This is a genomic window from Sphingomonas oleivorans (assembly GCF_003050615.1).
Classification (GTDB): Bacteria; Pseudomonadota; Alphaproteobacteria; order Sphingomonadales; family Sphingomonadaceae; genus Sphingomonas_H; species Sphingomonas_H oleivorans.
Map to the genome: position 1 here is coordinate 53,223 of NZ_NWBU01000016.1, position 23,308 is coordinate 76,530.

21 protein-coding genes are annotated in these 23,308 nt (G+C 66.6%); 12 read left to right on the forward strand and 9 right to left on the reverse strand.

Going from position 1 to position 23,308, the window contains the following annotated elements; genetic code table 11:
- Positions 1-97: 97 nt before the first annotated feature.
- Positions 98-511, reverse strand: coding sequence for an acyl-CoA thioesterase (locus tag CLG96_RS15995; protein WP_107969397.1), 414 nt, complete (start codon positions 509-511; stop codon positions 98-100).
- Positions 511-1,779 carry a pyruvate dehydrogenase complex dihydrolipoamide acetyltransferase gene (locus tag CLG96_RS16000; protein ID WP_107969399.1) on the reverse strand — a complete coding sequence of 423 codons (1,269 nt, stop codon included), beginning with the start codon at positions 1,777-1,779 and terminating at the stop codon, positions 511-513. Before CLG96_RS16000 ends, CLG96_RS15995 begins: the two co-directional genes overlap by 1 nt.
- 153 nt (positions 1,780-1,932) lie before the next feature.
- Here CLG96_RS16000 and CLG96_RS16005 point away from each other — a divergent pair, with 153 nt between their 5' ends.
- Positions 1,933-2,388, forward strand: coding sequence for a universal stress protein (locus CLG96_RS16005; protein WP_107969401.1), 456 nt, complete (start codon positions 1,933-1,935; stop codon positions 2,386-2,388).
- Between the two features lie 99 nt (positions 2,389-2,487).
- Here the strand turns inward: CLG96_RS16005 and CLG96_RS16010 are convergent, their stop codons facing one another.
- The 3 genes from CLG96_RS16010 to CLG96_RS16020 are packed head-to-tail and all read right to left on the reverse strand — an operon-like array spanning position 2,488 to position 4,062.
- Positions 2,488-2,979, reverse strand: a complete 492-nt coding sequence (locus tag CLG96_RS16010; protein WP_107969403.1) for a GAF domain-containing protein — start codon at positions 2,977-2,979, stop codon at positions 2,488-2,490.
- A gap of 11 nt (positions 2,980-2,990) precedes the next feature.
- A complete protein-coding gene (gene arfB / locus CLG96_RS16015) occupies positions 2,991-3,404 on the reverse strand; it encodes an alternative ribosome rescue aminoacyl-tRNA hydrolase ArfB (RefSeq protein ID WP_107969405.1) in 414 nt (137 codons plus the stop codon).
- Positions 3,391-4,062, reverse strand: a complete 672-nt coding sequence (locus CLG96_RS16020) for an RluA family pseudouridine synthase (RefSeq protein WP_107969406.1) — start codon at positions 4,060-4,062, stop codon at positions 3,391-3,393. Before CLG96_RS16020 ends, arfB begins: the two co-directional genes overlap by 14 nt.
- A gap of 233 nt (positions 4,063-4,295) precedes the next feature.
- On the opposite strand from CLG96_RS16020, the gene ctrA reads away from it, so the two are divergent.
- Positions 4,296-4,997 carry a response regulator transcription factor CtrA gene (ctrA, locus tag CLG96_RS16025; protein ID WP_107969409.1) on the forward strand — a complete coding sequence of 234 codons (702 nt, stop codon included), beginning with the start codon at positions 4,296-4,298 and terminating at the stop codon, positions 4,995-4,997.
- A gap of 214 nt (positions 4,998-5,211) precedes the next feature.
- On the opposite strand, the gene CLG96_RS16030 is transcribed toward ctrA, so the two are convergent.
- Positions 5,212-5,745 (reverse strand): NUDIX hydrolase, encoded by a 534-nt coding sequence (locus tag CLG96_RS16030; protein WP_243395823.1) that lies wholly within the window; start codon positions 5,743-5,745, stop codon positions 5,212-5,214.
- A 166-nt stretch (positions 5,746-5,911) separates the two neighbouring features.
- Between CLG96_RS16030 and CLG96_RS16035 the strand changes: the two genes are divergently transcribed.
- The 4 genes from CLG96_RS16035 to CLG96_RS16050 are packed head-to-tail and all read left to right on the forward strand — an operon-like array spanning position 5,912 to position 9,951.
- Positions 5,912-7,372, forward strand: coding sequence for a circularly permuted type 2 ATP-grasp protein (locus tag CLG96_RS16035; RefSeq protein WP_107969411.1), 1,461 nt, complete (start codon positions 5,912-5,914; stop codon positions 7,370-7,372).
- Positions 7,372-8,307 carry an alpha-E domain-containing protein gene (locus CLG96_RS16040; protein WP_107969413.1) on the forward strand — a complete coding sequence of 312 codons (936 nt, stop codon included), beginning with the start codon at positions 7,372-7,374 and terminating at the stop codon, positions 8,305-8,307. Before CLG96_RS16035 ends, CLG96_RS16040 begins: the two co-directional genes overlap by 1 nt.
- 9 nt (positions 8,308-8,316) lie before the next feature.
- On the forward strand, positions 8,317-9,150 hold the full coding sequence (locus CLG96_RS16045; protein WP_107969415.1) for a transglutaminase family protein: 834 nt from the start codon (positions 8,317-8,319) through the stop codon (positions 9,148-9,150).
- Between the two features lie 12 nt (positions 9,151-9,162).
- On the forward strand, positions 9,163-9,951 hold the full coding sequence (locus CLG96_RS16050) for a proteasome-type protease (RefSeq protein ID WP_107969417.1): 789 nt from the start codon (positions 9,163-9,165) through the stop codon (positions 9,949-9,951).
- A 37-nt stretch (positions 9,952-9,988) separates the two neighbouring features.
- Here the strand turns inward: CLG96_RS16050 and CLG96_RS16055 are convergent, their stop codons facing one another.
- Positions 9,989-10,783 carry an arginyltransferase gene (locus tag CLG96_RS16055; RefSeq protein ID WP_107969419.1) on the reverse strand — a complete coding sequence of 265 codons (795 nt, stop codon included), beginning with the start codon at positions 10,781-10,783 and terminating at the stop codon, positions 9,989-9,991.
- Positions 10,784-10,881: 98 nt separating this feature from the next.
- The gene (locus CLG96_RS16060; protein WP_107969421.1) at positions 10,882-12,129 is read right to left on the reverse strand and encodes a threonine ammonia-lyase; all 1,248 of its coding nucleotides are present in this window, start codon (positions 12,127-12,129) and stop codon (positions 10,882-10,884) included.
- A gap of 100 nt (positions 12,130-12,229) precedes the next feature.
- Here CLG96_RS16060 and CLG96_RS16065 point away from each other — a divergent pair, with 100 nt between their 5' ends.
- The 6 genes from CLG96_RS16065 (at position 12,230) to CLG96_RS16090 (ending at position 22,089) form a co-directional block, all read left to right on the forward strand.
- Complete coding sequence (locus tag CLG96_RS16065) at positions 12,230-13,096, forward strand: NAD(P)-dependent oxidoreductase (RefSeq protein ID WP_107969423.1); 867 nt, start codon at positions 12,230-12,232, stop codon at positions 13,094-13,096.
- Positions 13,093-14,766 (forward strand): amidohydrolase, encoded by a 1,674-nt coding sequence (locus CLG96_RS16070; protein WP_107969425.1) that lies wholly within the window; start codon positions 13,093-13,095, stop codon positions 14,764-14,766. The genes CLG96_RS16065 and CLG96_RS16070 overlap by 4 nt, the downstream gene beginning before the upstream one ends.
- Before the next feature lie 113 nt (positions 14,767-14,879).
- Complete coding sequence (locus CLG96_RS16075; protein ID WP_107969428.1) at positions 14,880-15,395, forward strand: RNA polymerase sigma factor; 516 nt, start codon at positions 14,880-14,882, stop codon at positions 15,393-15,395.
- Between the two features lie 33 nt (positions 15,396-15,428).
- Positions 15,429-16,391, forward strand: a complete 963-nt coding sequence (locus CLG96_RS16080; protein ID WP_243395824.1) for a FecR family protein — start codon at positions 15,429-15,431, stop codon at positions 16,389-16,391.
- The gene (locus tag CLG96_RS16085) at positions 16,378-18,741 is read left to right on the forward strand and encodes a TonB-dependent receptor (protein ID WP_243395825.1); all 2,364 of its coding nucleotides are present in this window, start codon (positions 16,378-16,380) and stop codon (positions 18,739-18,741) included. Before CLG96_RS16080 ends, CLG96_RS16085 begins: the two co-directional genes overlap by 14 nt.
- A 123-nt stretch (positions 18,742-18,864) precedes the next feature.
- Positions 18,865-22,089 (forward strand): autotransporter outer membrane beta-barrel domain-containing protein, encoded by a 3,225-nt coding sequence (locus CLG96_RS16090; protein WP_107969431.1) that lies wholly within the window; start codon positions 18,865-18,867, stop codon positions 22,087-22,089.
- Between the two features lie 152 nt (positions 22,090-22,241).
- Here the strand turns inward: CLG96_RS16090 and dmeF are convergent, their stop codons facing one another.
- Positions 22,242-23,216: a CDF family Co(II)/Ni(II) efflux transporter DmeF gene (dmeF, locus tag CLG96_RS16095; protein ID WP_107969433.1), complete on the reverse strand. Its 975-nt coding sequence runs from the start codon at positions 23,214-23,216 to the stop codon at positions 22,242-22,244.
- Between the last annotated feature and the right edge of the window lie 92 nt (positions 23,217-23,308).

Consider the following 23,308-nt stretch of genomic DNA (forward strand, 5'->3'; position numbering starts at 1 on the left):
CGCTTCATTCAGGATATTTCCGGCGGGACGGGACGGCCGCGCCGGCAAGATAAAGGTAGAGATTCAAGGGGGGCCGGTGCGGATGCCGGACGGACGGTCATTCCACCGTCACCGTCTCCAGCGGCGGTACGCGGCGCGGCTGGCGGTCCTCGCCGATCGCGACGAAGGTGAAGATCGCTTCCGTCACCTTGTAGCTGCGATCGTCGTGCCGGGTGCGACGCCAGCTTTCGACGGCGATCTTCATCGACGTGCGGCCGACGCCCACCAGCTCCGCAAAAACCGAAACCTCGTCGCCCACCACGACCGGGCGGTGGAAGGTCATGCCTTCCACCGCGATCGTGACGGCGCGGCCATGGCTGTGGCGCGACGCGACCGAACCCGCGGCCGAATCCATCATGCTCATCAGCCAGCCACCGAAAATGTCGCCATAGGGATTGGTGTCGGCCGGCATGGCGATGACGCGCACCGCCGGCTGCCCCTCCGGCGGCAAATCGTCGAAGGAGACCGCCATCAGGCGAGCATACCCAGCGGATTCTCCACGAGACGTTTGAACGCCTGCATCAGCTCGGCGCCGTCCGCCCCGTCAATCGCGCGATGATCGAAGCTGCCGGTCGCCGACATGACGGTGGCGACGGTCAGCTCGTCATTGACGACATAGGCGCGCTTCTCGCCCGCGCCGATCGCCATGATCATCGCCTGGGGCGGATTGATCACCGCTTCGAACTGCTTGATGCCATACATGCCCATGTTGGACAGGCTGGCCGTGCCGCCCTGATATTCATGCGGCTGCAGCTTACCCTCGCGGGCGCGGGTGGCGAGATCCTTGATCTCGGTCGCGATCGTGGAGAGCGACTTGGCGCCCGCATCGACCACCACCGGCGTGATGAGCCCGTTGGGGATCGACACCGCGACGGAAATATCGGCGCGGCTGAACTTCAGGAGCTGGTCGCCGGCATATTGGACGTTGCAGCTCGGCACCTCGAGCAGCGAAACGGCGAGCGCCTTGATCAGCATGTCGTTGACCGACAGCTTCACGCCGCGCGACGCCAGCCCGGCATTGAGCTCGGTGCGCAGCTTGAGCAGCTTTTCGAGATTGATGTCGACCGTCAGATAGATGTGCGGGACGGTCTGCTTCGATTCGGTGAGGCGGCGCGCGATCGTCTTGCGCATGTTCGACAGCTTGACCGCCTCATGCGGGATTTCCGAGGTCGTCGGCACGGCCGCGGGCGCCTGGACGGGGGCGACGGGCGCGGGCGCTTCGGCACGGGCGAGCGGCGCCGCGGGCTTCGCACCCGCCAGATCTGCCTTCACGATGCGGCCATTGGGGCCGGAGCCGGCGAGCGTCGCCAGATCGATCCCCTGCTGCTCGGCGAGCCGGCGGGCGAGCGGGCTCGCATTGACGCGGCCATTCTTCGCAGCAGGCTTCGACGCGGCCGGGGCGGGAACGGGCGCCGCCGGGGCGGGCTCCGCCTTGGCTTCCGGTGTCGGCGCAGCCTTGGGTGCTGCGATCTCGACCGGAGCCGCGCTCGCATCCTCATCCTCGCCGATGATCAGCGCGATCACCGTGCCGACCTTCACGCCGTCCGTCCCCTCGGGCACGACGATCTTCCGGACGGTGCCTTCGTCGATCGCCTCAAATTCCATCGTAGCTTTATCGGTCTCGATCTCGGCCAGAATGTCTCCGGACGAAACCACATCCCCTTCCTTGACCAACCATCGGGCCAACGTCCCCTCCTCCATGGTCGGTGACAGGGCGGGCATCTTGATCTCGATCGACATGCGACTTGGCTCTCCTGCAGACGATTGCTGACAATATTGCCGCCCATGTCGGCCAGCGCCGCGTCATGGTCAAGGCTCCCGTAACGGGATCGGCTTCCCGCTTGCGCCGAACTGGCATCTAGCGCACCCCTTCCGCAACAGGGGAAGAAGAATATGCGTACTTATCTCGTCGTAATCGACGATAGTGACGAGGCACGCGTGGCGCTGCGCTTCGCGGCGCGGCGCGCGGCGAAGACCGGCGGCGCGGTGCAGATCGTGGCGCTCGTGCCGCCGGCCGAATTCGTCCAATGGGGCGGCGTGCAGGCGGCGATGGAAGAAGAAGCGCAGCTTCGCGCCGAAGCGCTGGTGACGCAGGTGGCGGGCGAGCTGATCGAGGAAACGGGGCTGCGTCCCTCGATCACCGTGCGGCAGGGCGAGCCCGTGGCGGTGGTGCGCGAGATATTGAAGGCCTCGCCCGGCGTGGCGGCGCTGGTGCTCGGCGCGCCGGCGACCGGCGGCCCCGGCCCGCTCGTCTCCCACTTCGCCGGAGCCGAGGCCGGGCAGATGCCCTGCCCGGTGATGATCGTGCCCGGATCGATGAGCGACGAGGCGCTCGACCTGCTGAGCTAGAGCATGTTGTGATTAGATCTAATCACAGCATGCTCCAATTCTCCTTTGTTGCCCGCATTTTCCGAGTCGCCAGGCGATTCCGCCTGACTTGAAAATGCTCTAAGCGCCGGCGATGCGAGGCCCGAGCAGCGCCATCAGCGCGGTGCAGCCTGCCACATCCTCCGCATCGAAACGGCCGGGCGTCGGGCTGTCGAGATCGAGCACGCCGACCAGCGCGCCATCCACCACGATCGGCACGACCAGCTCGGACGCCGATGCCGCGTCGCAGGCGATATGGCCCGGAAAGGCATTGACGTCGGCGATGCACTGCGCCTCCAGCGTCGCCGCCGCCGTGCCGCATACGCCCTTGCCATAGGCTATGCGGATACAGGCCGCCTTGCCCTGGAAGGGGCCGAGCACCAGGCCGTCATCATCGGCCCGGTAGAAGCCCGCCCAGTTGAGATCCGGCAGATATTGCCACAGCAGCGCGGCGGCATTGGCCATGTTGGCGATCGCGTCCGGCTCGCCTGCGGTCAGCGCGTCGAGCGCCTGATGAAGATCGTGATAGAGCGCCGGCTTGTCGGCGCCCGTTTCGACGGCGAAGGCATACATTTCGAATACTCCTAATCCAGGATCGGGCGGCTGCGCCCGCGCTTGACCGCGCCACGTGCCGCCTTGGCTTCCACCCGGCGTGCCTTGGCGGCCTTGCTCGGCCTGGTCTTCACCCGCCGCACGGGCGCGATATGGGCTTCGGCCACCAGCTCCGCCAGCCTGAGCCGCGCATCGACGCGATTGGCCTCGCGCGTGCGAAAACGGCGCGCCGTCACCACGATCGCGCCATCGGCCGTCATCCGGCTGCCGGCCAGCGCCTTCAGCCGCGCGAACACCGCCGGATGCAGCCGGAGCGCATAGACGTCGAGGCGGATCTGCACCGCCGTCGCCACCTTGTTGACATTCTGCCCGCCCGGGCCGGTGGCCGCGAGGAAACGCTCCTCCAGCGCCTCTTCCGGCAAAGGCGGCGGCTCAGGGCTGCGCATCGCCGATCATCGCCTCGTCGAAGCCGAGCGCCAGGAAAGACGCCGGTAGCGGTGCCACCGCGCGGATCGGCGGCTTGGTGCCACGCGGCAGCAGCAGGCATCGGGCATGGAGCAGCATCGCTCCACCCCGCCGGCCATAGACGGGATCGCCCGCTATAGGGAAACCCAGCCCGCTCGCGGCATGGACACGAAGCTGATGCGTCCGCCCCGTTTCCGGCGCGAAGTGGATCAGCGCGCGGCCATCTGCCACCGCCAGCCGCCGCCAGGCCGTGCGCGCCGGCTTGCCCTTCGCATCGGGTACGATTCGCCAGCCATCCTCCCGACTGCTGATCTTGGCGAGCGGCATGTCGATCAGGCCACCCTCCCCCTCCGGCACGCCATCCACCACCGCGACATAATCCTTCTCGACCAGCCCGGCCTCGAATGCGGCGGCGAAGCGGCGATGCGTCTTGGGATTGCGCGCGAGCAGCAGGCAGCCCGACGTATCGCGATCGAGCCGGTGCACCGCGCTCGGCCAGCGCTGAAATCCGAAGCGCAGCGAATCGAGATGGTTTTCAAGGCTCAGGCCCCCGTCACGGCCCGGCGTGACCGGCAATCCGGCCGGCTTGTCGATCACCATCGCCTCGGCATCGATGAACAGGACATGGTCGCTCAGCATCGGCCGGCCATGTCACGGCGCATGGTTTCGCGCAATGCGCGTGGCCGGAACCGCCCTTTCCTCCGTGACCGGAAAGATCATGACTTTGATGAAACGTCCTGCCCGAGGTGAGAAATGGGAGTCGGGCTCGCTTAAGATCGGCTTAACCTTTTACGTTGATGATTAACGTAATTACGTCGTACCTTGGATGTCGGCGCTCGTGCCGGCGACCGCCCTGGTAGAAAGGTCTAGCCATGCGCGTGCTGCTGATCGAGGACGAGCCCACGACTGCGAAGAGCATCGAACTGATGCTCACCGCCGAGGGATTCAACGTCTATACGACGGATCTGGGGGAAGAAGGCCTCGATCTGGGCAAGCTCTATGACTATGATCTGATCGCGCTCGACCTCAATCTGCCGGACATGCACGGCTATGACGTGCTGAAGAAGCTGCGCGTCGCGCGCGTGCAGACGCCGGTGATGATCCTGTCGGGCATTTCCGAGATGGATTCCAAGGTGCGTGCGCTCGGCTTCGGCGCGGACGACTATCTCACCAAGCCCTTCCATCGCGAGGAGCTGATCGCCCGCATCCATGCGATCATCCGCCGCTCGAAGGGCCATAGCCAGTCGGTGATCCGCACCGGCAAGCTCGCGGTCAATCTCGACGCCAAGACGGTCGAGGTCGATGGCGCGCGCGTGCACCTGACGGGCAAGGAATATGCGATGCTCGAGCTGCTCTCGCTGCGCAAGGGCACCACGCTCACCAAGGAAATGTTCCTGAACCATCTTTATGGCGGGATGGACGAGCCGGAACTGAAGATCATCGACGTCTTCATCTGCAAGCTCCGCAAGAAGCTGAGCCTCGCCTGCGAGGGCGAAAATTATATCGAGACGGTCTGGGGCCGCGGCTATGTGCTCCGCGACGCCGAGGAAGTCGCCCCCGCGCGCGTCGCCTGATCGCGCGCCGCAGCAATCGGGATAGGCTGTAGGGGCGATAGCTCGGGCGGCCTCCTATGGCATTTCGCTGCCGATAACCGCAAATGACCGACCAGGCTCCGTTTCCCCTATCTGGCCAGACGCCCTAGACATACAGCGCACCAACGACAAACTCCGATCCACATCAGCCATTCTGGACGGATGCGGCGCAGGCCGCGCAAAGGCGAGATTCCAGCTACAAATCCCGGCGATTCCGCAAGGCCATGTGAAGCGGCAGAACGTGGTTCCGTGTCAGCGGTGCCAAGCTCAGGCCGATGGTGGAGGATGGCTCTATCCAGGCAATTTCCTCGATCTCGGCCGCCGGCTTCACCTCCTCCGCGATATCGATCCGGAAGACTTCGGCCTCTACGGTCCAGCCAGGCTCGTTCGCGGCAGGCGCCGTGAAGCGGCCGATATGGACGGGCTCGGAGGGATGAACGACAAGGCCCAACTCCTCCTGCAATTCGCGGACAAGGGCGGCAAGGGGCTCCTCATCCCGCTCGATCTTGCCTCCGGGCTGCATGAAGGCTGTGGTGCCGCGCTTCCGCACCAGGAGCGTATGATCATGCTCATTGCACAGTAGCGCAGCAGCAATGCGGATGGTCGAAGGAACTCCAGCTTTCGCACTCATGGCATCGAACATAGCGGCTCGTCTGCGGGTGAGAAATGCCTGCATCCCATCCTTCCTGACTCTTGAGAGCATCGCCACCTCCTGCGCCTCCGCATCCATGCTCTGAGCCCGTTCAACGGATGCCCTTTCCATTGGCCCGCCCAGACTTTTTCGTTCCGGCAAGAATCCGGCGAAAGAGTTGCAGATCCGCCGCGCTGCCCCCTTGTGCGGCTCCATAAAGAATTGCAGTCTCCCCCAGTCACTCCGGCCTATCCAAAGGAGCCTAATGTCAGCCAACCGCGCTTTCGACGAGATCTGGGGGATGGACGAAGGCCATGGCGGACGCCCCGAATTCACCGAATTGGCCGACTGGATAAGGAATACACCTCCCGCCGAGCTGGAACGGCGGCAGCAGGCGGCGGAGGCTGCCTTCCGACAACTTGGCATCACCTTCGCCGTCTATGGCGAAGAGGAGAGTTCCGAGCGGATCATCCCCTTCGACATCGTGCCCCGCATCTTCACCGCGAAGGAATGGGCGCATCTATCCGAAGGGCTCGTGCAGCGGGTCGAGGCGATCAATGCCTTCCTTGCGGACATTTATGGTGAACGGAAGATTTTGGACGACGGCGTCCTCCCACCCGAACTGATCCTCGCAAATCCCCAATTTCGCGGCATATTGGCCGGGCAGCGGCCACCCCACGGCATCTTCGCCCATATTTGCGGCATCGATCTGGTCCGGACCGGACCAAAAGATTTTTTCGTTCTCGAGGATAATGCGCGCACGCCGTCGGGCGTGTCCTACATGCTCGAAAATCGCGAGGCGATGCTGCGCCTCTGCCCCGAACTGTTCGAGAAGTTCCGCGTCCGCCATGTCGATAATTATACCGACATGCTGCTTGAGACGATGTGCTCGGTGGCGCCCAACGGCGCCCGCAGCCAGCCGGTCTGCGTGCTGCTGACCCCCGGCCATTTCAATTCGGCCTTTTACGAGCACAGCTTCCTTGCCGATTCGATGGGGATCGAGCTGGTCGAGGCGGCCGATCTGGAGGTGGACGACGATTTCGTCTGGATGCGGACGATCGAGGGCCGCGTGAAGGTAGACGTGATCTACCGCCGGATCGACGATGATTATATCGATCCTCTGATCTTCCGCCCGGATTCGATGCTCGGCGTGCCGGGGCTGATCGCGGCCTATCTGGCCGGCAATGTCGCGCTGGTGAATGCGCCCGGCACGGGCATCGCCGACGACAAGGCGATCTACAGCTACATGCCCGAGATCGTTCGCTATTATTCGGGCGGCGAGGCCAAGCTGCCCAATGTCGAGACGTGGCGCTGCCGTGAGCCCGAGGCTCTCAAATATACGCTCGACAATCTGGAGAAGCTGGTCGTCAAGCTGGTCGACGGATCGGGCGGCTATGGCATGCTCGTGGGACCCACCGCGACGAAGCAGCAGATCGAGAATTTCCGCGCCGCGCTGATCGCCGAGCCACATCGCTATATCGCCCAGCCGACGCTCGCGCTTTCCACCGTGCCGACGCTCACCGAAAAGGGTGTGGCGCCGCGCCATGTCGATTTCCGGCCCTTCGTCCTATCCGGCGCGGAAGGGGTTCAGATCGTCCCGGGCGGGCTCACCCGCGTCGCGCTGCGCGAAGGATCGCTGGTGGTGAATTCCAGCCAGGGCGGCGGCACCAAGGACAGCCTGATCCTCCGTGAAACGGCGGAAGATGCGGCGGGAGGGCAAGGCTGATGCTCTCACGCACGGCAACCTCGCTCTACTGGATCGGCCGCTATGTCGAGCGGGCCGAATTCACCGCGCGGCTGATCGAGGCGACCGTCCGGCTCGACGCGCTCTCCCCCCGCCCGGCAGGCCAGGCCGCCTGGGAAAGCGCGCTGCTCGTGGCCGCGGCCGATCATGAGTTCAACGCCACGGGCGAGCCCAAGACGCCCGCCAATGTCAGCCGCTATCTGACCTTGTCCCAAGCCAATCCCAGCTCGATCCGATCCTGCCTGGATGCGGCGCGCTCCAATGCCCGGGCGGTGCGCACCGCGCTTTCGCGCGATGCCTGGGAAGCGATCAACCGTGCCTGGCTGGGCCTGCGCGGCCGCGTGAACACAGGCGGCAGCCAGGCGACGCTGGCGCTGGTCGAATCGATCCGCGCCGAGGCGCGTGGCTTCGAGGGCGCGCTGCACCGGATGCTGCGCAACGAGGCCTATAGCTTCATCAGCCTGGGCGCCGCGATCGAGCGTGCGGACAATACGGCCCGGCTGATCGACGTGAAATATCATCTGCTGCTGCCCGAAGGGGAGAAGGTCGGCGGGCTGGTCGATCGCGACCAGTGGACGACGATCCTGCACACCGTCTCCGCCAATACCGCCTATCGCTGGCTCTATCGCGACGGGCTGAAACCCTGGCTGGTGGCGGACCTGCTGATCCTGCGGCCGGAACTGCCCCGCTCGCTGCTCGCCTCGTCGGAGGAGGTCGTCACCCATCTCGGCTATATCGGCAAGCGCACCGGGCTTCAGGGCGAGGCGGACCGGCTCGCCCGCCAGCGCCACATGATGCTCGGCCGCGCCTCGATCGACGGTATATTCGGGCGCGGGCTGCACGAATATCTGACCAGCTTCATCGTCGAAAATGCGCGACTCGATCGCGCCATCGGCAAGCAGTTCCGTTTCGGGTAAAATGCGGACATGCGCCTCTTCGTCCATCATCGCACCGAATATCGCTTCAGCGAACCGCAGCAGCGCGTAGTCCAGCTCCTCCGGCTGACGCCGGGCAGCCATGAGGGCCAGAATGTCGTCGACTGGCATATCGACGTGGCCTGCGACGCGCGGCTGAAACGCTCGCGCGACGGCTATGGCAATGAAGTGACGATGCTCTATGTCGATGGCCCGATCGAGCGGATCGGCCTGACCGTGACGGGCGAAGTGCTGACGATCGATCGCGCGGGGCTGGTTTCCGGCACGCCCGAGCCGCTCCCGCCGGTCTTCTTCACCCAGACGACCGCACTCACCGCGCCTTGCTCCGCGATCCGGGATTTCGCGCATGGCATCGAAGCTGCAGGCGGGAACGCGCTCGATCGCATCCATCGGCTGAACCACGCGCTTTACGAATATCTGCAATTCGGCCCGCGACACGACAGCGCCGATCGCACCGCCGCCGAGACGTTCGAGGCGGGCAATGGGGTGTGCCGCGATTTCGCCCATGTCTTCATCGCCGCGGCGCGCCTGATCGGCTTTCCGGCGCGCTATGTCTCGGGCCATTTCTACCGCCCGGAAACGGAGGCTGCGGAATATAACAGCGCCCATGGCTGGGCGGAGGCCTATGTCGAGGATTATGGCTGGATCGCCTTCGATCCCGCCAATGACATCTGCCCGCACGATGCCTATGTGCGCGTCGCGACCGGGCTCGACTATCGCGACGCCGCGCCCGTTTCCGGGCAGCGTGTCGGCGGCGGGCATGAATTGCTGGAGATCGGCGTCCGCGTCGGCCTATCGCAGACGCAGATACAGACACAGAGCTGAGGCCGGCGCGCCATGACCTATTGTGTCGGCATACTCGTCCGTGACGGGCTGATCATGGTCGCCGACACGCGCACCAATGCCGGCATCGACAATATCTCCGTCTATCGGAAGCTGCACATATTGGCGGAGAGCGAGGATCGGCTGATCGTCTGCGCCAGCGCGGGCAATCTTTCGATCGCCCAATCGGTGCTGGGGCAGCTCGGCGAGGGGTTGCCGCCGCTCGAGGTGGGTGATCCCCCGCGCCGGATGAGCGACGTGCCGACCATGTTCCGCGCGGCCCAATTGGTGGGAGAAGCGGTGATGGGCGTCGGGCGCGAGCTCGGCCCGGCGCTCCATTCCGCCAATGTCGATGCCGGCATCGCCTTCCTGGTCGGCGGCAGGATCGGCAATAGTCCGCTGGCGCTCTATCTGGTCTATGAAGCGGGCAATTTCATCGAATGCCTGCCCGACTGCCCCTTCCTCCAGATCGGCGCGACTCAATATGGCAAGCCGATTCTCGATCGCGCGCTGCGTTATGACACGCCGCTCGACGAGGCGATGAAGGTGGCGCTGATCTCCTTCGATTCGACGATCCGCTCGAACCTGTCGGTCGGGCTGCCGCTCGACCTGATCGCCATCCCGACGGACAGAAGCCGCCCCGTGATCCGTCGGCGGATCGAGACGGACGATATTTATTTCCGCGATCTTTCCGCGCGCTGGTCGATGCTGCTCCAGGAATCGCGCGCCACCATCCCCGATCCTCCCTTCATGGCGGAACTCAGCACTCGAGCGGTGCCGACTATAACAGGGAATAAGGGCTGATCCCGCTCCTCAGCGGCCAGCCTTCAGCCGCCAGCCCTTAGCGGAAAGTAGGGAATTTGGCGGAGCCCAGCGGTGGCGCTTCGACCGCCTCGTCGATCGCCGGATCGAAGCGGCGCCAGCCTCCCGGCCCGAGCCGCTCGATCGGCTTGAAGCGGACCTTATACTGCATCCGCGCCGATCCCTTCACCCAATAGCCGAGATAGACATAGGGCAGCTTCGCCGCGGCGGCGCGGACGATATGATCGACGATGATGAAGGTACCGAGCCCCGGACGTTTCGGATCGTTCGGCTCGAAGAAGCTGTAGACCATCGACAGCCCGTCGGACTGATGGTCGGTCAAGCAGGCGCCGACCAGCCGGCCCGGGCGGCCGTTCACCGAAGGCTCGCGATATTCGACGACATAGGTGTTGACCGGGGTCTGCTCGACCATGTCGGCGAAATCCATCTCGTCCATGTCCGCCATGCCGCCACCGGGATGGCGTGCGGCGAGATAGCGGCGCAGCAGCGCGAACTGCTCCTCGGTGGTCCAGGGCTTGCAGGCGGTGACGACCAGATCGGAATGGCGGCGCAGCAGCTTGCGCTGGCTGGCGTTCGGCCGAAACTCCTGCGACAGGACGCGGACCGAGACGCAGGCCTGACATTCGGAACAGCTCGGCCGATAGGCGACGCCCTGGCTGCGGCGAAAGCCGATTCGCCCCAATGCGTCGTTAAGCTCGCCCGCATGCGGGCCCGATAGCTCCGTGAAGACCTTCCGTTCCGTCTTGCCCGGCAGATAGGGGCATGGCGACGGAGTCGTCACGAAAAAGCGCGGGAATCTGAACTGCGCGGTCACCGGCGATCCCGTCCTCTGCCCTACCCCCCAATCAGCCGATTATGGCTATAGCTGGGGAGTATGAAAAGGCCGTTCACCAAGAAATAGATGGTAAAAACTCAGGCGAGTTCCACGGGTGTCACCTCATAGCCTTCCCGGCCCAGAGCCTCGACCAGCCGATCGAGATGCGCCCGGTCGCGGGTCTCGCATTCGATGTCGGTGATCAGCCCCTTGGCGGGCAGCGTGGTGAAGACGCGCTGATGATAGATTTCGATGATGTTGACCTGCTGCTCGTCGAACACGCGGGCAACGTTGAACAGCGCGCCGGGGCGATCCTGCAGCCGGAGACGCAGCCGCGCGAGGCGGCCCGAGCGGGCGAGATCGCGCAGCAGCACATTGGCGAGCAGGCGCGTATCGATATTGCCGCCGCACAGGATTACGCCCACGGTGCGTCCCGCGAAGCGCTGCGGATGGGCGAGCAGCGCGGCAAGGCCGGCCGCGCCCGCGCCTTCCACGACTGTCTTCTCGATCTGAAGCAGCAGCGCCAGCGCCTGTTCAAGATCGCGCTCGGCGACCAGAACGATATCGTCGACCAGCTCGCGCACGATCTCGGAGGTGAGCGCGCCCGGCTGCTTGACGGCGATGCCCTCGGCCAGCGTGTCGCCCTCGCAAGAGAGCGTCACGCCGTTGATCTTGGCATACATGGACGGATAAAGCTCCGCCTGGACGCCGACGACGCCGACCTCATGATCCTGCGCCTTGGCGACCACCAAGGAGCCCGAGATCAGCCCGCCGCCACCGATCGGCACGGCGAGCATGTCGATCTCCGGCACATCTTCCAGCATTTCGAGCGCCACCGTGCCCTGCCCGGCGATGATATAGGGATCGTCGAAGGGATGGACGAAGGTGAGCCCTTCCTGCTCGGCGAGGATCATCGCATGGGCATGGGCATCGTCGAACCGCTCGCCAAACAGGATCACGCGCGCGCCATGCCCCTCCGTCTGCTGCACCTTCACGGTGGGCGTGAGCTTGGGCATGACGATCGTCACAGGGATGCCGAGCCGCGCGCCATGATAGGCCAGGCCCTGCGCATGATTTCCGGCCGACGCCGCGATCACGCCGCGCGCGCGCTCCGCCTCGCCCAGCTGGAGCAATTTGTTGAGCGCGCCGCGTTCCTTATAGGCGGCGGTGAACTGGAGATTTTCGAACTTCAGATAGACGGTGGCGCCCGTCAGTTGCGACAGCGTCTTGCTGAGCAGCGTCGGCGTGCGCACGATCGATCCGGCAATGCGGCCATGCGCCGCACGCACATCTTCGATGGAAACAGGGACGCGCGATGCGCCGACGGATTTCTGCAAGGTTGCCATGGTGGCGCCTCCGTAGCGGAAGGCACGCGTCTTTTGAACCCCGGCCTTGCCCCACCGAAGGGATGGCGCGGATCGCAATTCCTGCCTATGCGCTGTCGCCATGGCAAAGGTCAGCTTTATCGGGCTCGGCGTCATGGGCGCCCCCATCGCGCGGCACCTGGCAGGGGCCGGTCATCACGTCACCGTCTACAACCGCACATCATCCAAGGCGGAAGCCTGGGTGGCGCAACATGGCGGGCGCTGGGCGGCTACGCCGGCCGAGGCCGCCAAAGATGCCGACGCCGTCCTTTCCTGCGTCGGCGCGGATGCCGATCTGGAGGCCGTGACGCTGGGCGCGGAGGGCGCCTTCGTGACGATGCGGCCGGGCGCGCTGTTCGTGGACCATACGACCGTTTCGGCGAAGATCGCCCGGCGACTGGCGGCGGAAGGCGAGGCACGCGGGCTGCTGGTGGTCGATGCGCCCGTTTCCGGCGGGCAGGCGGGCGCGGAGAATGGCAAGCTCTCGGTGATGTGCGGCGGCAGCGACGCGGCCGTCGCGACCGCCCGGCCGCTGATGGAGGCCTATTCGGCGCGCATCGTCCATATCGGCGGGGCCGGCGCGGGCCAGCAGGCCAAGATGGTGAACCAGATCGCCATTGCCGGCGTGCTCCAGGGCCTATCCGAAGCGCTGCGTTTCGCCCAGGCTTCGGAGCTCGATACGGACAAGGTGTTCGAGGCGGTCTCGGGCGGGGCGGCGGCGAGCTGGCAGATGCTCAACCGCTGGCAGAGCATGGCCGAGGACAGTTTCGATTTCGGCTTCGCGGTCGACTGGATGCGCAAGGATCTCGGCCTTGCGCTGGAGGAAGCACGCAACAACGGCGCGCTGCTGCCGCTGACCGCGCTGGTCGATCAATTCTATGCCGAGGTGCAGCGGATGGGCGGCAGCCGGCAGGATACCTCCTCGCTCGTCCGGCGCCTGCCGCGATGAAACGCCTCATTCGGTCCGTCTTCCAGCGGCAAACTCCGGCGGCGCTCGCCGCGCTGTTCCTGGCGACGCCTGCTCATGCCGATGGGCTGATCGACAATGTCAACGGCTATACGCTCGATGCCAAGGGCCGGCTGGAACGCTTCAACGGCCTGCTGATCGACGGCAAGGGCAAGGTCGCGAAGCTGCTCGACCGGCGCGACAAGCGCCCCGAGAAGCTCGATTTCCGTCTCGACGGACAGGGTCGCACGCTGATCCCCGGCCTGATCGACGCGCATGGCCATGTGATGGCGCTGGGTTATCAGGCGCTCCAGCTCGACCTGTCCGATACCGGATCGCTCGCCCAGGCGCAGGAAAAGCTCGCCGCCTATGCCGCCGCCCGGCCTACGCCGGTCTGGATTCAGGGGGGCGGCTGGAATCAGGAAAAATGGAGCCTCGGCCGCTTCCCGACCGCCGCCGATATCGATGCGGTGGTGCGCGACCGCCCGGTCGTCCTCGCCCGTATCGACGGCCATGCGATCCTCGCCAACAGCGCGGCGATCGCTGCCGCCGGCATTACGGCCAAGACCCCCGACCCAGCCGGGGGACGGATCGAGCGCGACGCGAAGGGCAATCCGACGGGCGTGTTCGTCGATGCCGCGCAGGAGCTGATCCGCGCCGCCGTGCCCAAGCCGCTGCCCCGCGAGCGCGACGCCGCGCTTGCCAAGGCACAGGAGATATTGCTCGGCTACGGCATCACCGCGACCGCCGATATGGGCACCAGTGTGGACGATTGGAGCGTGATGCGCCGCATGGGCGATGCGGGCCGGCTGCGGCTGCGCATCCTCGCTTATGCGTTCGGGATCGATCCATTGCTGTCGATCGCGGGCACGGGGCCCACACCCTGGCTCTATGACGGCCATCTGCGCATGGTGGGCGTCAAGCTCTTCGCCGATGGCGCGCTCGGCTCGCGAGGCGCCTGGCTGAAACAGCCTTATGCCGATGCGACGGGGCAGAAGGGCCTGCAATTTCTGGACGACGCCAAGGTTCGCAACCTGATGAGCCGCGCCGCGATGGACGGGTTCCAGGTGGCGATCCATGCGATCGGGGATGCCGCCAATGCGCAGGCGCTGGCTGCGGTGGAAGAGCTTTCCGACACTTACAAGGGCGATCGCCGCTGGCGGATCGAACATGCCCAGATCGCCGATCCGGCGGACCTGCCGCGCTTCGGCCGCAACGGCATCATCGCCTCGATGCAGCCCGTCCATCAGACATCCGACCGGTTGATGGCCGAGGCGCGGCTGGGCACGGACCGGCTGGCCGGCGCCTATGCCTGGAAATCGATGCTGAAGGCGGGGGCAAGGCTCGCCTTCGGATCCGACTATCCGGTGGAAAGCCCCGATCCCTTTGCCGGCCTCGCGACCGCGATCAGCCGCGAGGATGCGAACGGCCAGCCCATGGGCGGCTGGCATCCGGCGGAACGGCTGACGATCGAGGAAGCGCTCGCCGCCTTCACGCTGGGCGGCGCCTATGCGAGCTTTGCCGAGGATCGGCTGGGCACGCTCGAGCCCGGCCATGATGCGGATTTCATCCTGCTCGATCGCGATCCCCTCGCCGCCGGTCCCGCCGAGATCCGCCAGACAAAGATATTGGAAACCTGGATCGGCGGCGCGCGCGCCTGGGTGAGGAAATAGGCGGACGATCGTCGCCGTCCCTTGCGGCGCGCGGGCCGGCATCCCATCACATAGGTTAGGAAGGATCGCGGCCGGGCGAACGCGCTGCCGAAGACGGGCGGATATAGAGAGGAATGACGCAAGCCGGTCTCGAAGCCCTGTTCCTGGCCAATCGCGCCAGACTGCTTCGCTTCATCATCGCGCATGGGGGCGGCGATCAGGCGGAGGATTTGTTGCAGGAACTGTGGCTGCGCATCGCGGCGGCACAGCCCGGCCCGATCGCGCAGCCGCTATCCTATCTCTATCGCGCCGCGAACAATCTGATGCTCGATCGCTATCGTTCCGCCCAATATACGGCGCGGCGCGAACGCGACTGGAGCGACGCCAATGGCGCGACCGTGCCCGGCATTTCGGACGAACCCTCCGGCGAGCGCGCGATGATCGCCCGCGAGCAGCTTCGCATCGCGGAACAGAGGCTAGCGACGCTGGGCGCGCGCGCTGCCGCCATCTTTCGCCGCCATCGCATCGATGGCGCCAGCCAGCGCCAGATCGCGGCCGAAATGGGCGTGAGCCTCAGCACCGTGGAGAGCGATTTGCGCAAAAGCTATCGCGCGATGATCGATCTGCAGAAAGATTTCGATGAGGCATAGCCAGCCTGGCTCCGTCCTGACAGTGGGAAGGTCATGATGTCGCAGCCGCGGGACAATATCGAGGAACAGGCGCTGGATTGGCTGATCCGGCAGCGCGAACCCGCGTTCGACGAATGGGAGGCGTTTGCCGACTGGCTTGCGGCCGATCCCGAACATGCCGCCATCTATCATGCGATGGCCGCCGCCGACGAACGGAGCGCAGCGCTCTTCACCGCGCCCTCGCCTGCCCCCATCGTGCGACGGGCCGAGGCCATCACGCCACGCCGCCGGATCGGGCGGCGTTCCGCGATCGGGCTGGCGACGGCGGCGGCGCTGCTCGCCATCACGAGCTATGGCCTGCTGGGGCCCGGCTCCTCCCCCTATGCCGTCGAGACGCCACCCGGCGTGCATCGCACCGTGACGCTCGCGGACGGCACGCGGATCGAGATGAACGGCGGCACGCGGCTCAGGCTCGATCGCGAGGATAGCCGGCTTGCGCTGCTCGATCATGGCGAGGCGGCGTTCACCGTGACGCATGACGCAGACAACCCCTTCGTGGTGAAGACGGGCGACGCGACGCTCCGCGACGTCGGCACCATCTTCAACGTCCTGCGCGAGGCAGGCGTGACGCAGGTGGCGGTGGCCGAAGGCGCCGTGCTCTACAATCCAGACGGAGAGGCCGTCAGGCTCGATGCCGGCAGGACGCTGCGCGCAGTCGATGGGGAGGATCATGTCGTGCTGGGCTCCACCGCACCGGCCGACATGGCGGGCTGGCGGCAGGGGCGGCTCGTCTATGACGGTGCGCCGCTCGCATCGGTCGCATCCGATCTGTCGCGCAATCTGGGCTTACGCGTCGCCGCCTCGCCCGAGGTGGCGGCCCGGCCCTTTCGCGGGATCATCATGCTCGATCGCGATCGCGACCGCCTCCTCGCGCAGCTCGGTCCGCTGCTTGACGTGGATGTGAAGCGGGACCAGCAAGGCTGGACCTTGACCGCCCGGACCCGTGCGCAGCCCTGATCGATTCCTGATCGCCGCCATCCTCCTGCCTCTCGCGCCAGCGGCGCAGGCGGAGGTGCGCCAGCCTATCGACCTGCCCGCGGGCCCGATGCGCGAGGCGATGGTAGCGCTCGGTCGCCAGACGGGCGTCAGCATCAGCGTCGCCGATGCGGGGCTGTGGCGACAGCGCGTGCCGGCGGTGCGCGGGCATCTGTCGGTGGCGGACGCGCTGCGGCGCATGCTCGACGGCAGCGGCGCGACCTTCGCGGCAATCGCCCCCGGGGTCTGGCGCGTGATGCGGCAGCCGCCACCCCCGCCCCGCCTCCGTCCCGCCCCTCACCCTGCCCCGCCCCCGACGGAGGACGCGCCGGCCACTGAAATCGTGGTGACGGCAAGCAAGCGGGACATGCGGCTCGGCGACTATCCCGGCGTCGTCAACCTGATCGACGGAAACGCGCTCGTCTTCGGTGGCGAAGGCGGGACGGAGGCCATTTCCCGCCGTCTGGCAAGCGTCTCCTCCACGCATCTCGGCGCGGGACGGAACAAGCTGTTCATCCGCGGCATCGCCGATTCCAGCTTCACCGGGCCGACACAGGCGACGGTCGGCCAATATCTGGGCGACATGCGGCTCAACTATAATGCGCCCGATCCCGATCTGCGCCTCTATGACGTGGCGTCGGTCGAGGTGCTGGAAGGGCCGCAGGGCACGCTCTACGGCGCGGGCTCGCTCGGCGGGATCATCCGCGTCCGGCGCAACGATCCCGATCCGGATCGCTTCGCGGCCACGCTTTCCGCCGGCATCGCCACCACCGCCCATGGCGCCGAAAGCGGCGATGCGGGGGCGATGCTGAACCTTCCCCTCCTGCACGAGAGAATCGGCCTGCGCGCGGTCGGCTATGCCGTGTCGGACGGCGGCTATATCGACGATCGCGCGCGCGGGCTCGACGATATCAATCGCACGCGCACGCTGGGCGGCCGCGCGACACTGCGCGCGCTGGCGGGGGAAAGCTGGACGATCGACATAGGCGGCACATTCCAGCGGATCAACGGCGAGGACAGCCAATATGCCGATCTCGACGGGCCGTCCCTTTCGCGCGAAAGCCTCGTCGCGCAGGATTTCCACAGCCGCTATGCACTCGGCGATCTGGTCGTGACCGGCACATGGGACGATCTTATCTTCCGCTCCTCCACCGGCATCGTCCGCCAGCGCCTGTCCGAAAGCTATGACGCGACCCAGCCGGACGGGCCGCCGAGCCTGTTCCGCCAACGCAACCGCACCAGCCTCGTCTCCACCGAGAACCGCCTGTCGCGCGCGATGCAGGACGGCCTCGGCTGGGTCGTCGGCACCAGCTTCATCCATAATAGCGCGCGGCTGACCCGCTCGCTCGGCTCCATCGGCCGCCCCCGCCCCGCCACCGGCGTGCGTAACGAAATCGACGAACTGACGCTCTATGGCGAGGCAACCGTCGCGCTTCGCCCCGGCCTGGCGCTCACCGGCGGCGGGCGGATCACCCATGCCCGCCTGTCGGGCGCCGGCCTCGACGTGGCGCCGGAAATCGCTTTAACGCGCGCGGGCGTACAGGCCGATCGGCGCGAGACGATACTGCTCCCCTCCTTCGCCATTTCCGCTCATGCGCTGCCCGGGCTGATCTTCTTCGGCCGTTATCAGAAGGGATTTCGGCCGGGCGGACTCGCGATCAGCGACGATTTCGTCCGGCGTTTCCGCAACGACAGCATCGCGACCTTGGAAAGCGGCGTCCGCTATGGCGCGCCGGGCCGCAGCCGTTTCGATTTCGCCGCATCGATGGCCTATACGCGCTGGAACAATGTCCAGGCCGATTTCGTGGACGGATCGGGCCTGCCGACCACCGCCAATATCGGCAATGGCCGCATCTATTCCCTCGACGCGCGGGCGGGCTGGCGTCCGCTCCCCAATCTGGGCCTGGAGCTTGCCGCCGTCCTCAACGAGGGCAAGCTGACGGACCCGACCCCGGCCTTCAGGCTGGCGACGCTCGCCACCCTCTCCCACCTGCCCAATGTCGCCCAGCTCGCCGCACGGGCGGGGCTCGATTATCGCGCGATGCTGTCGGATGCGCTCGACATGCGCCTCTCCGCCTCGGCCCGCTATGTCGGCAAGTCGCGGCTCGGCGTCGGCCCGGTGCTCGGCGCAGCGCAGGGCGATTATCTCGATAGCGCGCTGACGCTCAGGATCGGCCGGCCCGATCTCGGCCTCACGCTCGGCGCCACCAACCTGTTCGACACGGTCGGCAACCGCTTCGCGCTCGGCAGCCCGTTCGATCTTTCGCGCAAGGAGGCGATCACGCCGCTGCGCCCGCGCACCATCCGGCTGGGGATCGACCGCCGCTTTTAAGCCGCGCCAAAAAACTTCCTCCACGGCCAAGGCAATGCCGTGACGGCTCCGTTCTGGAGAAGGACGGGGGCGACACATCGACAGGTGAGCGCATCCCCGCAGCACTGGGATGGATTTCTTTTGATGCGTTGCTTGCTTGCCTCGACCTGCCTCACGCCCCTCGCCATTCTCGCCATCGCCGCACCGCTCCGTGCCGAAACGGTGATCGACAGCCGGCGGACCACACCCATCGCTACGTCCACCGCCAATGCCGGTACGCGCGACAATATCCGCATCACGGCAGCGGGCATCATTGCCGTGCCGAACGGCATCGCCGTCACGCTCGACAGCGCCAACAGCGTCGGCAATGAAGGCACGATCCAGATCAGCGATGCCAATGACGCGACCGGCATTCTCGGCGCTGCCGGCGTCGCGGGCACGATCGGCAATAGCGGCAAGATCATCCTCGACGAAAATTACACGCCGGCCGATACCGACAAGGATGGCGATCTGGATGGCCCGCTGGCGAACGGCGCACGCCGCTTCGGCATTCGCACCGCCGGCGCCTTCACCGGCAATATCACGAACAGCGGCACGATCACGATCGAGGGCAATGACTCCGCCGGCATCGCGCTCGGCGGGCCGCTCGCCGGATCGCTCAACAGCAGCGGCGGCATCTCCGTCACCGGCAATAACAGCTATGGCGTGCGCGCGGGCGACGTCACCGGCGACGTCAGGCTGAGCGGCCTGATTTCGGCGCAGGGCGCCAATGCGGTGGGCGCGGCGCTCGACGGCAATATCGGCGGCACGCTGATCGTTCAGGGCGGCATCGGCGCCACCGGCTATCGCTCGACCACGGCGCCGTCGGATCAGTCCAAGCTCGACGCCGACGATCTGCTCCAGGGCGGGCCGGCGCTGCGCATCGCGGGCGATGTGGCGCGCGGCATCATCTTCGACGTACCGCCCAAAGACAGCGATCCCAACAAGGCCGACGAGGATAATGACGGCATCGAGGATGCCAAGGAAGGATCGGCCAGCGTCACTTCTTCCGGCGCGGCGCCCGCCGTGCAGATCGGCGCCGCCGGGCGGGACGTGACGGTCGGCGCGCTCGCCGGCAATGCCGCCGGCCATGGGCTGGTCGTCAACGGCACCATCTCGGGCAACGGCGTCTACAATAATGTGAACGGCAATGCGCTGACGATCGGCGGGCTCGGCGGAGCGGTGACGATCGCGGGCGGCATGATGGTGAACGGCACGGTCGGCGCCAGCTCGGCGGGCGCGAGCGCCACCGCGATCCGCATCGGCGACCGCGCGACCGTCAACGAAATCAGGGTCGGCGGCATCGTCTCGGCCACGGGCGGCAGCGCGGCCACCGCGCGGAGCAGCGCGATCCTGATCGAGGCGGGCGCCACGGTCGGCACGATCCGCAACAGCGGCCAGATCAAGGCAAGCTCGGCTGGCGGCAATGGCAGCGCCGCCGCCATCGTCGATCGTTCCGGCAAGCTCGGCCTCGTCGAAAATAGCGGCCTCATCTCCGCGGCAGGCGCGCCGGCGGGATCGGACCGCGCCGTTGCCATCGATCTGCGCGCGAACAATGGCGGCGCCACGCTGCGCCAGACGAAGGTGGCCGATGGGGTCGCGGCGCCGCTCATCTTAGGCGATGTCCTGTTCGGCGGGGGCAATGACATATTCGACGTCGCCGATGGCGGCGTAAACGGCACCACCCGCTTCGGTGCGGGCGCCAACCGGCTGACGCTGAGCGGCGACGCGGCCTATACGGGCGAAGTCGTCTTCGGCGCGGGCAGCGACATGATGGCGCTCTCCGGCACGAGCAGCTTCTCCGGCAAGGCCGATTTCGGCGGTGGCGCGGATAGCCTGACGCTCGCCGACGGCGCCCGTTTCAGCGGCACGCTGGCAGGCAGCACCGGTCTTGCGGTGAACGTCGCGAACGGAACGCTCGATCTGTCCGGCAGCGGCCCCGTCGCACTGTCCACGCTCAACCTGGGCGCCAAGGGTGTGATGAGCGTGTCGATCGATGCCGCGACCGGCGCCAGCACCCTCTATCAGGTGAGCGGCGCGGCAAGCTTCGCGGAGGGATCGAAGGTGACGGTCCGGCTGTCGGACATCCGCCGGTCGGAAGGACGCTATGTGATCGTCCGCGCGGGCGCGCTCTCCGGCGGATCGAACCTCGCCAGCGCCGAAACCGTGCTGCCCTTCCTCTACAAGAGCAGCCTTGCCGCCAACCCGGCCGCCAATGAGATCAGCCTGGAGATCAAGCGCAAGACGACAAGCGAGCTCGGCCTCAACGGATCCCAGTCGCGCGCGTTCGACGCCGTCTATGCCGCGCTCGGCCAGGATGCGAAGGTCGGCGCCGCCTTCCTCGACATCATTGAGGGCGATCGCTTCCGCCGGACGCTGCGCCAGATGCTGCCCGATCATGCCGGCGGCACGTTCGAGGCGGTCACGCAAGGATCGCGCGCCACGGCCCGGCTGCTCGCCGATCCGAACGGGCCGTTCAGCGATCAGGGCCGATGGGGCTATTGGCTGCAGCAGGTCGCCTGGGGCACGTCCAAGAATCTGGGCGACACGGCGGCCTATGACATTGCCGGCTGGGGCGCCTCCGGCGGCGCCGAGATCAAGACGGACGGCCTCGGCAATTTCGGCCTTTCGCTCGCCTATCTCGCAGGCCAGGACAAGGATGGCGGCACCGCCAACGAGGTCGCGTCGGATCAATATGAGGTCGGCGCCTATTGGCGGGGCCGCTGGGGCGGGCTCAGCGCCCATGCCCGCGCCTCGGCTGCACATATCGAATTCAACAGTCGGCGCAGCTTCACGGGCCAGGCGGGGAGCGAGAAGGTGAGCCGCGTCGCGGACGGCGCGTGGAACGGCCGGCTGCTCTCCGCCGCGGGCGGCCTCTCCTATGAAATGCGCTACGGTCGCATCAGCCTGCGCCCCGTCGCGGCGGTCGACTATTATCGGCTGAAGGAAGACGGCTATCGCGAGACGGGCGGCGGCAAGGCGTTCGACCTGATCGTCTCCTCACGCACCAGCGACGAGCTCGCCCTTTCCGGCACCATGGCCGCGGGCCTCAACTTCGGGGACGCAAAGATGGAATCAGGCTGGTTCCGCGCCGAGCTGGAAGGCGGCCGCCGCCAGATCGTCGGCGGTTCGCTCGGACGGACGACGGCCCGGTTCGAGGATGGCCAGGCCTTCACGCTGCTGCCGGAGGACCGCACCGATGGCTGGGTCGGCAAGCTCCGCCTCATCGGCGGCAATGCGGGCTTCGCGATCGGCGGCGAATTCAATGCGGAGGAGCAGCAGGGCCGCGCCGCGGTCGCCTTCCGCGTCTCGCTCCAGATGGGCCTCTAGGCCCTGACGCTGGCTGCCACGCCACCCCCTCGGCGTGGCGCCTCCCCCGGCCACCACGCTCCAGAACCCCGGGCGTGGTGGCCACCCCCCGGCCGCCATGCCCGCCCCCGGGGGCGTGGCGGCCAACCGGGCGTTCGTCCTGGTCTGACTGATTACGCCGCGCGCAGCACGGGCGGGTGATGCCCCTCGCAGCGATGCGGCTCGACGGTCACATGCACCAGCTCCTCATGGATGGTGACGCGGCGCGCATATTCGGCGGGCGACAGCGGCTCGCCCGCGACGAGCGAGATGATCGCGGCATAGCGGCCCGGGCCTACGCGCCAGACGTGCAGATCGGTGATCCGCGCATCCCCATCCTCGATCGCCTCGCGAATCTCCGCCTCCAGCCCGGGATTGGCGGATGCGTCCACCAGCACCGCGCCGGTATCGCGCAGCAGCCCCCAGGACCAGCGCGCAATCACCACCGCGCCGACGATGCCCATCGCCGCATCCATCCATGACCAGCCGAGATAACGCCCCGCCAGCAGCGCGCCGATGGCGAGCAGCGAGGTCAGCGCGTCCGCCAGGACATGGAAATAGGCGGAACGGAGATTATTGTCGTGATGGTGATGATGATCATGGCCGTGATGGTCATGGCCATGATCATGATGATGGCCATGATGGTGATGATGCCCCCCACCGAGCAGCCAGGCGCTGGCCAGATTCACGATGAGGCCGAGGACGGCGATCCACAGCGCCTCGGAATAGGCCACCCGCGCCGGGACGAGCAGCCGCTGGAAGGACTCGATGCCGATGCCGAGCGCGATGATCGCCAGCACGAGCGCGCTCGCGAAACCGGCCAGATCGCCGACCTTGCCCGTGCCGAAGGTGAAGCGGCGATCCTCGGCATGGCGACGCGCGAAAGCATAGGCCAGCGCGGCGGCGCCAAGCGCGCCGGCATGGGTGGCCATGTGCATCCCGTCTGCCAGCAATGCCATCGAACCCGTCGCCCAGCCGGCAACGATCTCCACCACCATCATCGCGGCGGTAAGTGCTACGACCCAGCGGGTGCGGCGCTCATGCGCATCATGCGCATCGCCCAGGAAGACATGGGCGTGCGCATGCCGGGCGGCGGTTTCTGCGTGCATTGATTTCTCCAGTCAGTCAGGACGGACGAGGATCTCGAAGCTCGTCCGAACGCCATGAGCAGCCGGCCATAAGCGTCCATGCCCGGCATGCC

What these genes read in the sequence shown, in the direction of transcription:
- arfB (WP_107969405.1), bottom strand. Translation starts at nt 3,404, where the DNA reads ATGCGCAGCCCTGAGCCGCCGCCTTTGCCGGAAGAGGCGCTGGAGGAG.
- CLG96_RS16040 (WP_107969413.1), top strand. Translation starts at nt 7,372, where the DNA reads ATGCTCTCACGCACGGCAACCTCGCTCTACTGGATCGGCCGCTATGTC.
- CLG96_RS16020 (WP_107969406.1), bottom strand. Translation starts at nt 4,062, where the DNA reads ATGCTGAGCGACCATGTCCTGTTCATCGATGCCGAGGCGATGGTGATC.
- CLG96_RS16080 (WP_243395824.1), top strand. Translation starts at nt 15,429, where the DNA reads ATGATGTCGCAGCCGCGGGACAATATCGAGGAACAGGCGCTGGATTGG.
- CLG96_RS16045 (WP_107969415.1), top strand. Translation starts at nt 8,317, where the DNA reads ATGCGCCTCTTCGTCCATCATCGCACCGAATATCGCTTCAGCGAACCG.
- CLG96_RS16035 (WP_107969411.1), top strand. Translation starts at nt 5,912, where the DNA reads ATGTCAGCCAACCGCGCTTTCGACGAGATCTGGGGGATGGACGAAGGC.
- CLG96_RS16000 (WP_107969399.1), bottom strand. Translation starts at nt 1,779, where the DNA reads ATGTCGATCGAGATCAAGATGCCCGCCCTGTCACCGACCATGGAGGAG.
- CLG96_RS16050 (WP_107969417.1), top strand. Translation starts at nt 9,163, where the DNA reads ATGACCTATTGTGTCGGCATACTCGTCCGTGACGGGCTGATCATGGTC.
- CLG96_RS16065 (WP_107969423.1), top strand. Translation starts at nt 12,230, where the DNA reads ATGGCAAAGGTCAGCTTTATCGGGCTCGGCGTCATGGGCGCCCCCATC.
- CLG96_RS16005 (WP_107969401.1), top strand. Translation starts at nt 1,933, where the DNA reads ATGCGTACTTATCTCGTCGTAATCGACGATAGTGACGAGGCACGCGTG.
- dmeF (WP_107969433.1), bottom strand. Translation starts at nt 23,216, where the DNA reads ATGCACGCAGAAACCGCCGCCCGGCATGCGCACGCCCATGTCTTCCTG.
- CLG96_RS16060 (WP_107969421.1), bottom strand. Translation starts at nt 12,129, where the DNA reads ATGGCAACCTTGCAGAAATCCGTCGGCGCATCGCGCGTCCCTGTTTCC.
- CLG96_RS16070 (WP_107969425.1), top strand. Translation starts at nt 13,093, where the DNA reads ATGAAACGCCTCATTCGGTCCGTCTTCCAGCGGCAAACTCCGGCGGCG.
- CLG96_RS16010 (WP_107969403.1), bottom strand. Translation starts at nt 2,979, where the DNA reads ATGTATGCCTTCGCCGTCGAAACGGGCGCCGACAAGCCGGCGCTCTAT.
- CLG96_RS16075 (WP_107969428.1), top strand. Translation starts at nt 14,880, where the DNA reads ATGACGCAAGCCGGTCTCGAAGCCCTGTTCCTGGCCAATCGCGCCAGA.
- CLG96_RS15995 (WP_107969397.1), bottom strand. Translation starts at nt 511, where the DNA reads ATGGCGGTCTCCTTCGACGATTTGCCGCCGGAGGGGCAGCCGGCGGTG.
- ctrA (WP_107969409.1), top strand. Translation starts at nt 4,296, where the DNA reads ATGCGCGTGCTGCTGATCGAGGACGAGCCCACGACTGCGAAGAGCATC.
- CLG96_RS16030 (WP_243395823.1), bottom strand. Translation starts at nt 5,745, where the DNA reads ATGGATGCGGAGGCGCAGGAGGTGGCGATGCTCTCAAGAGTCAGGAAG.
- CLG96_RS16090 (WP_107969431.1), top strand. Translation starts at nt 18,865, where the DNA reads ATGCGTTGCTTGCTTGCCTCGACCTGCCTCACGCCCCTCGCCATTCTC.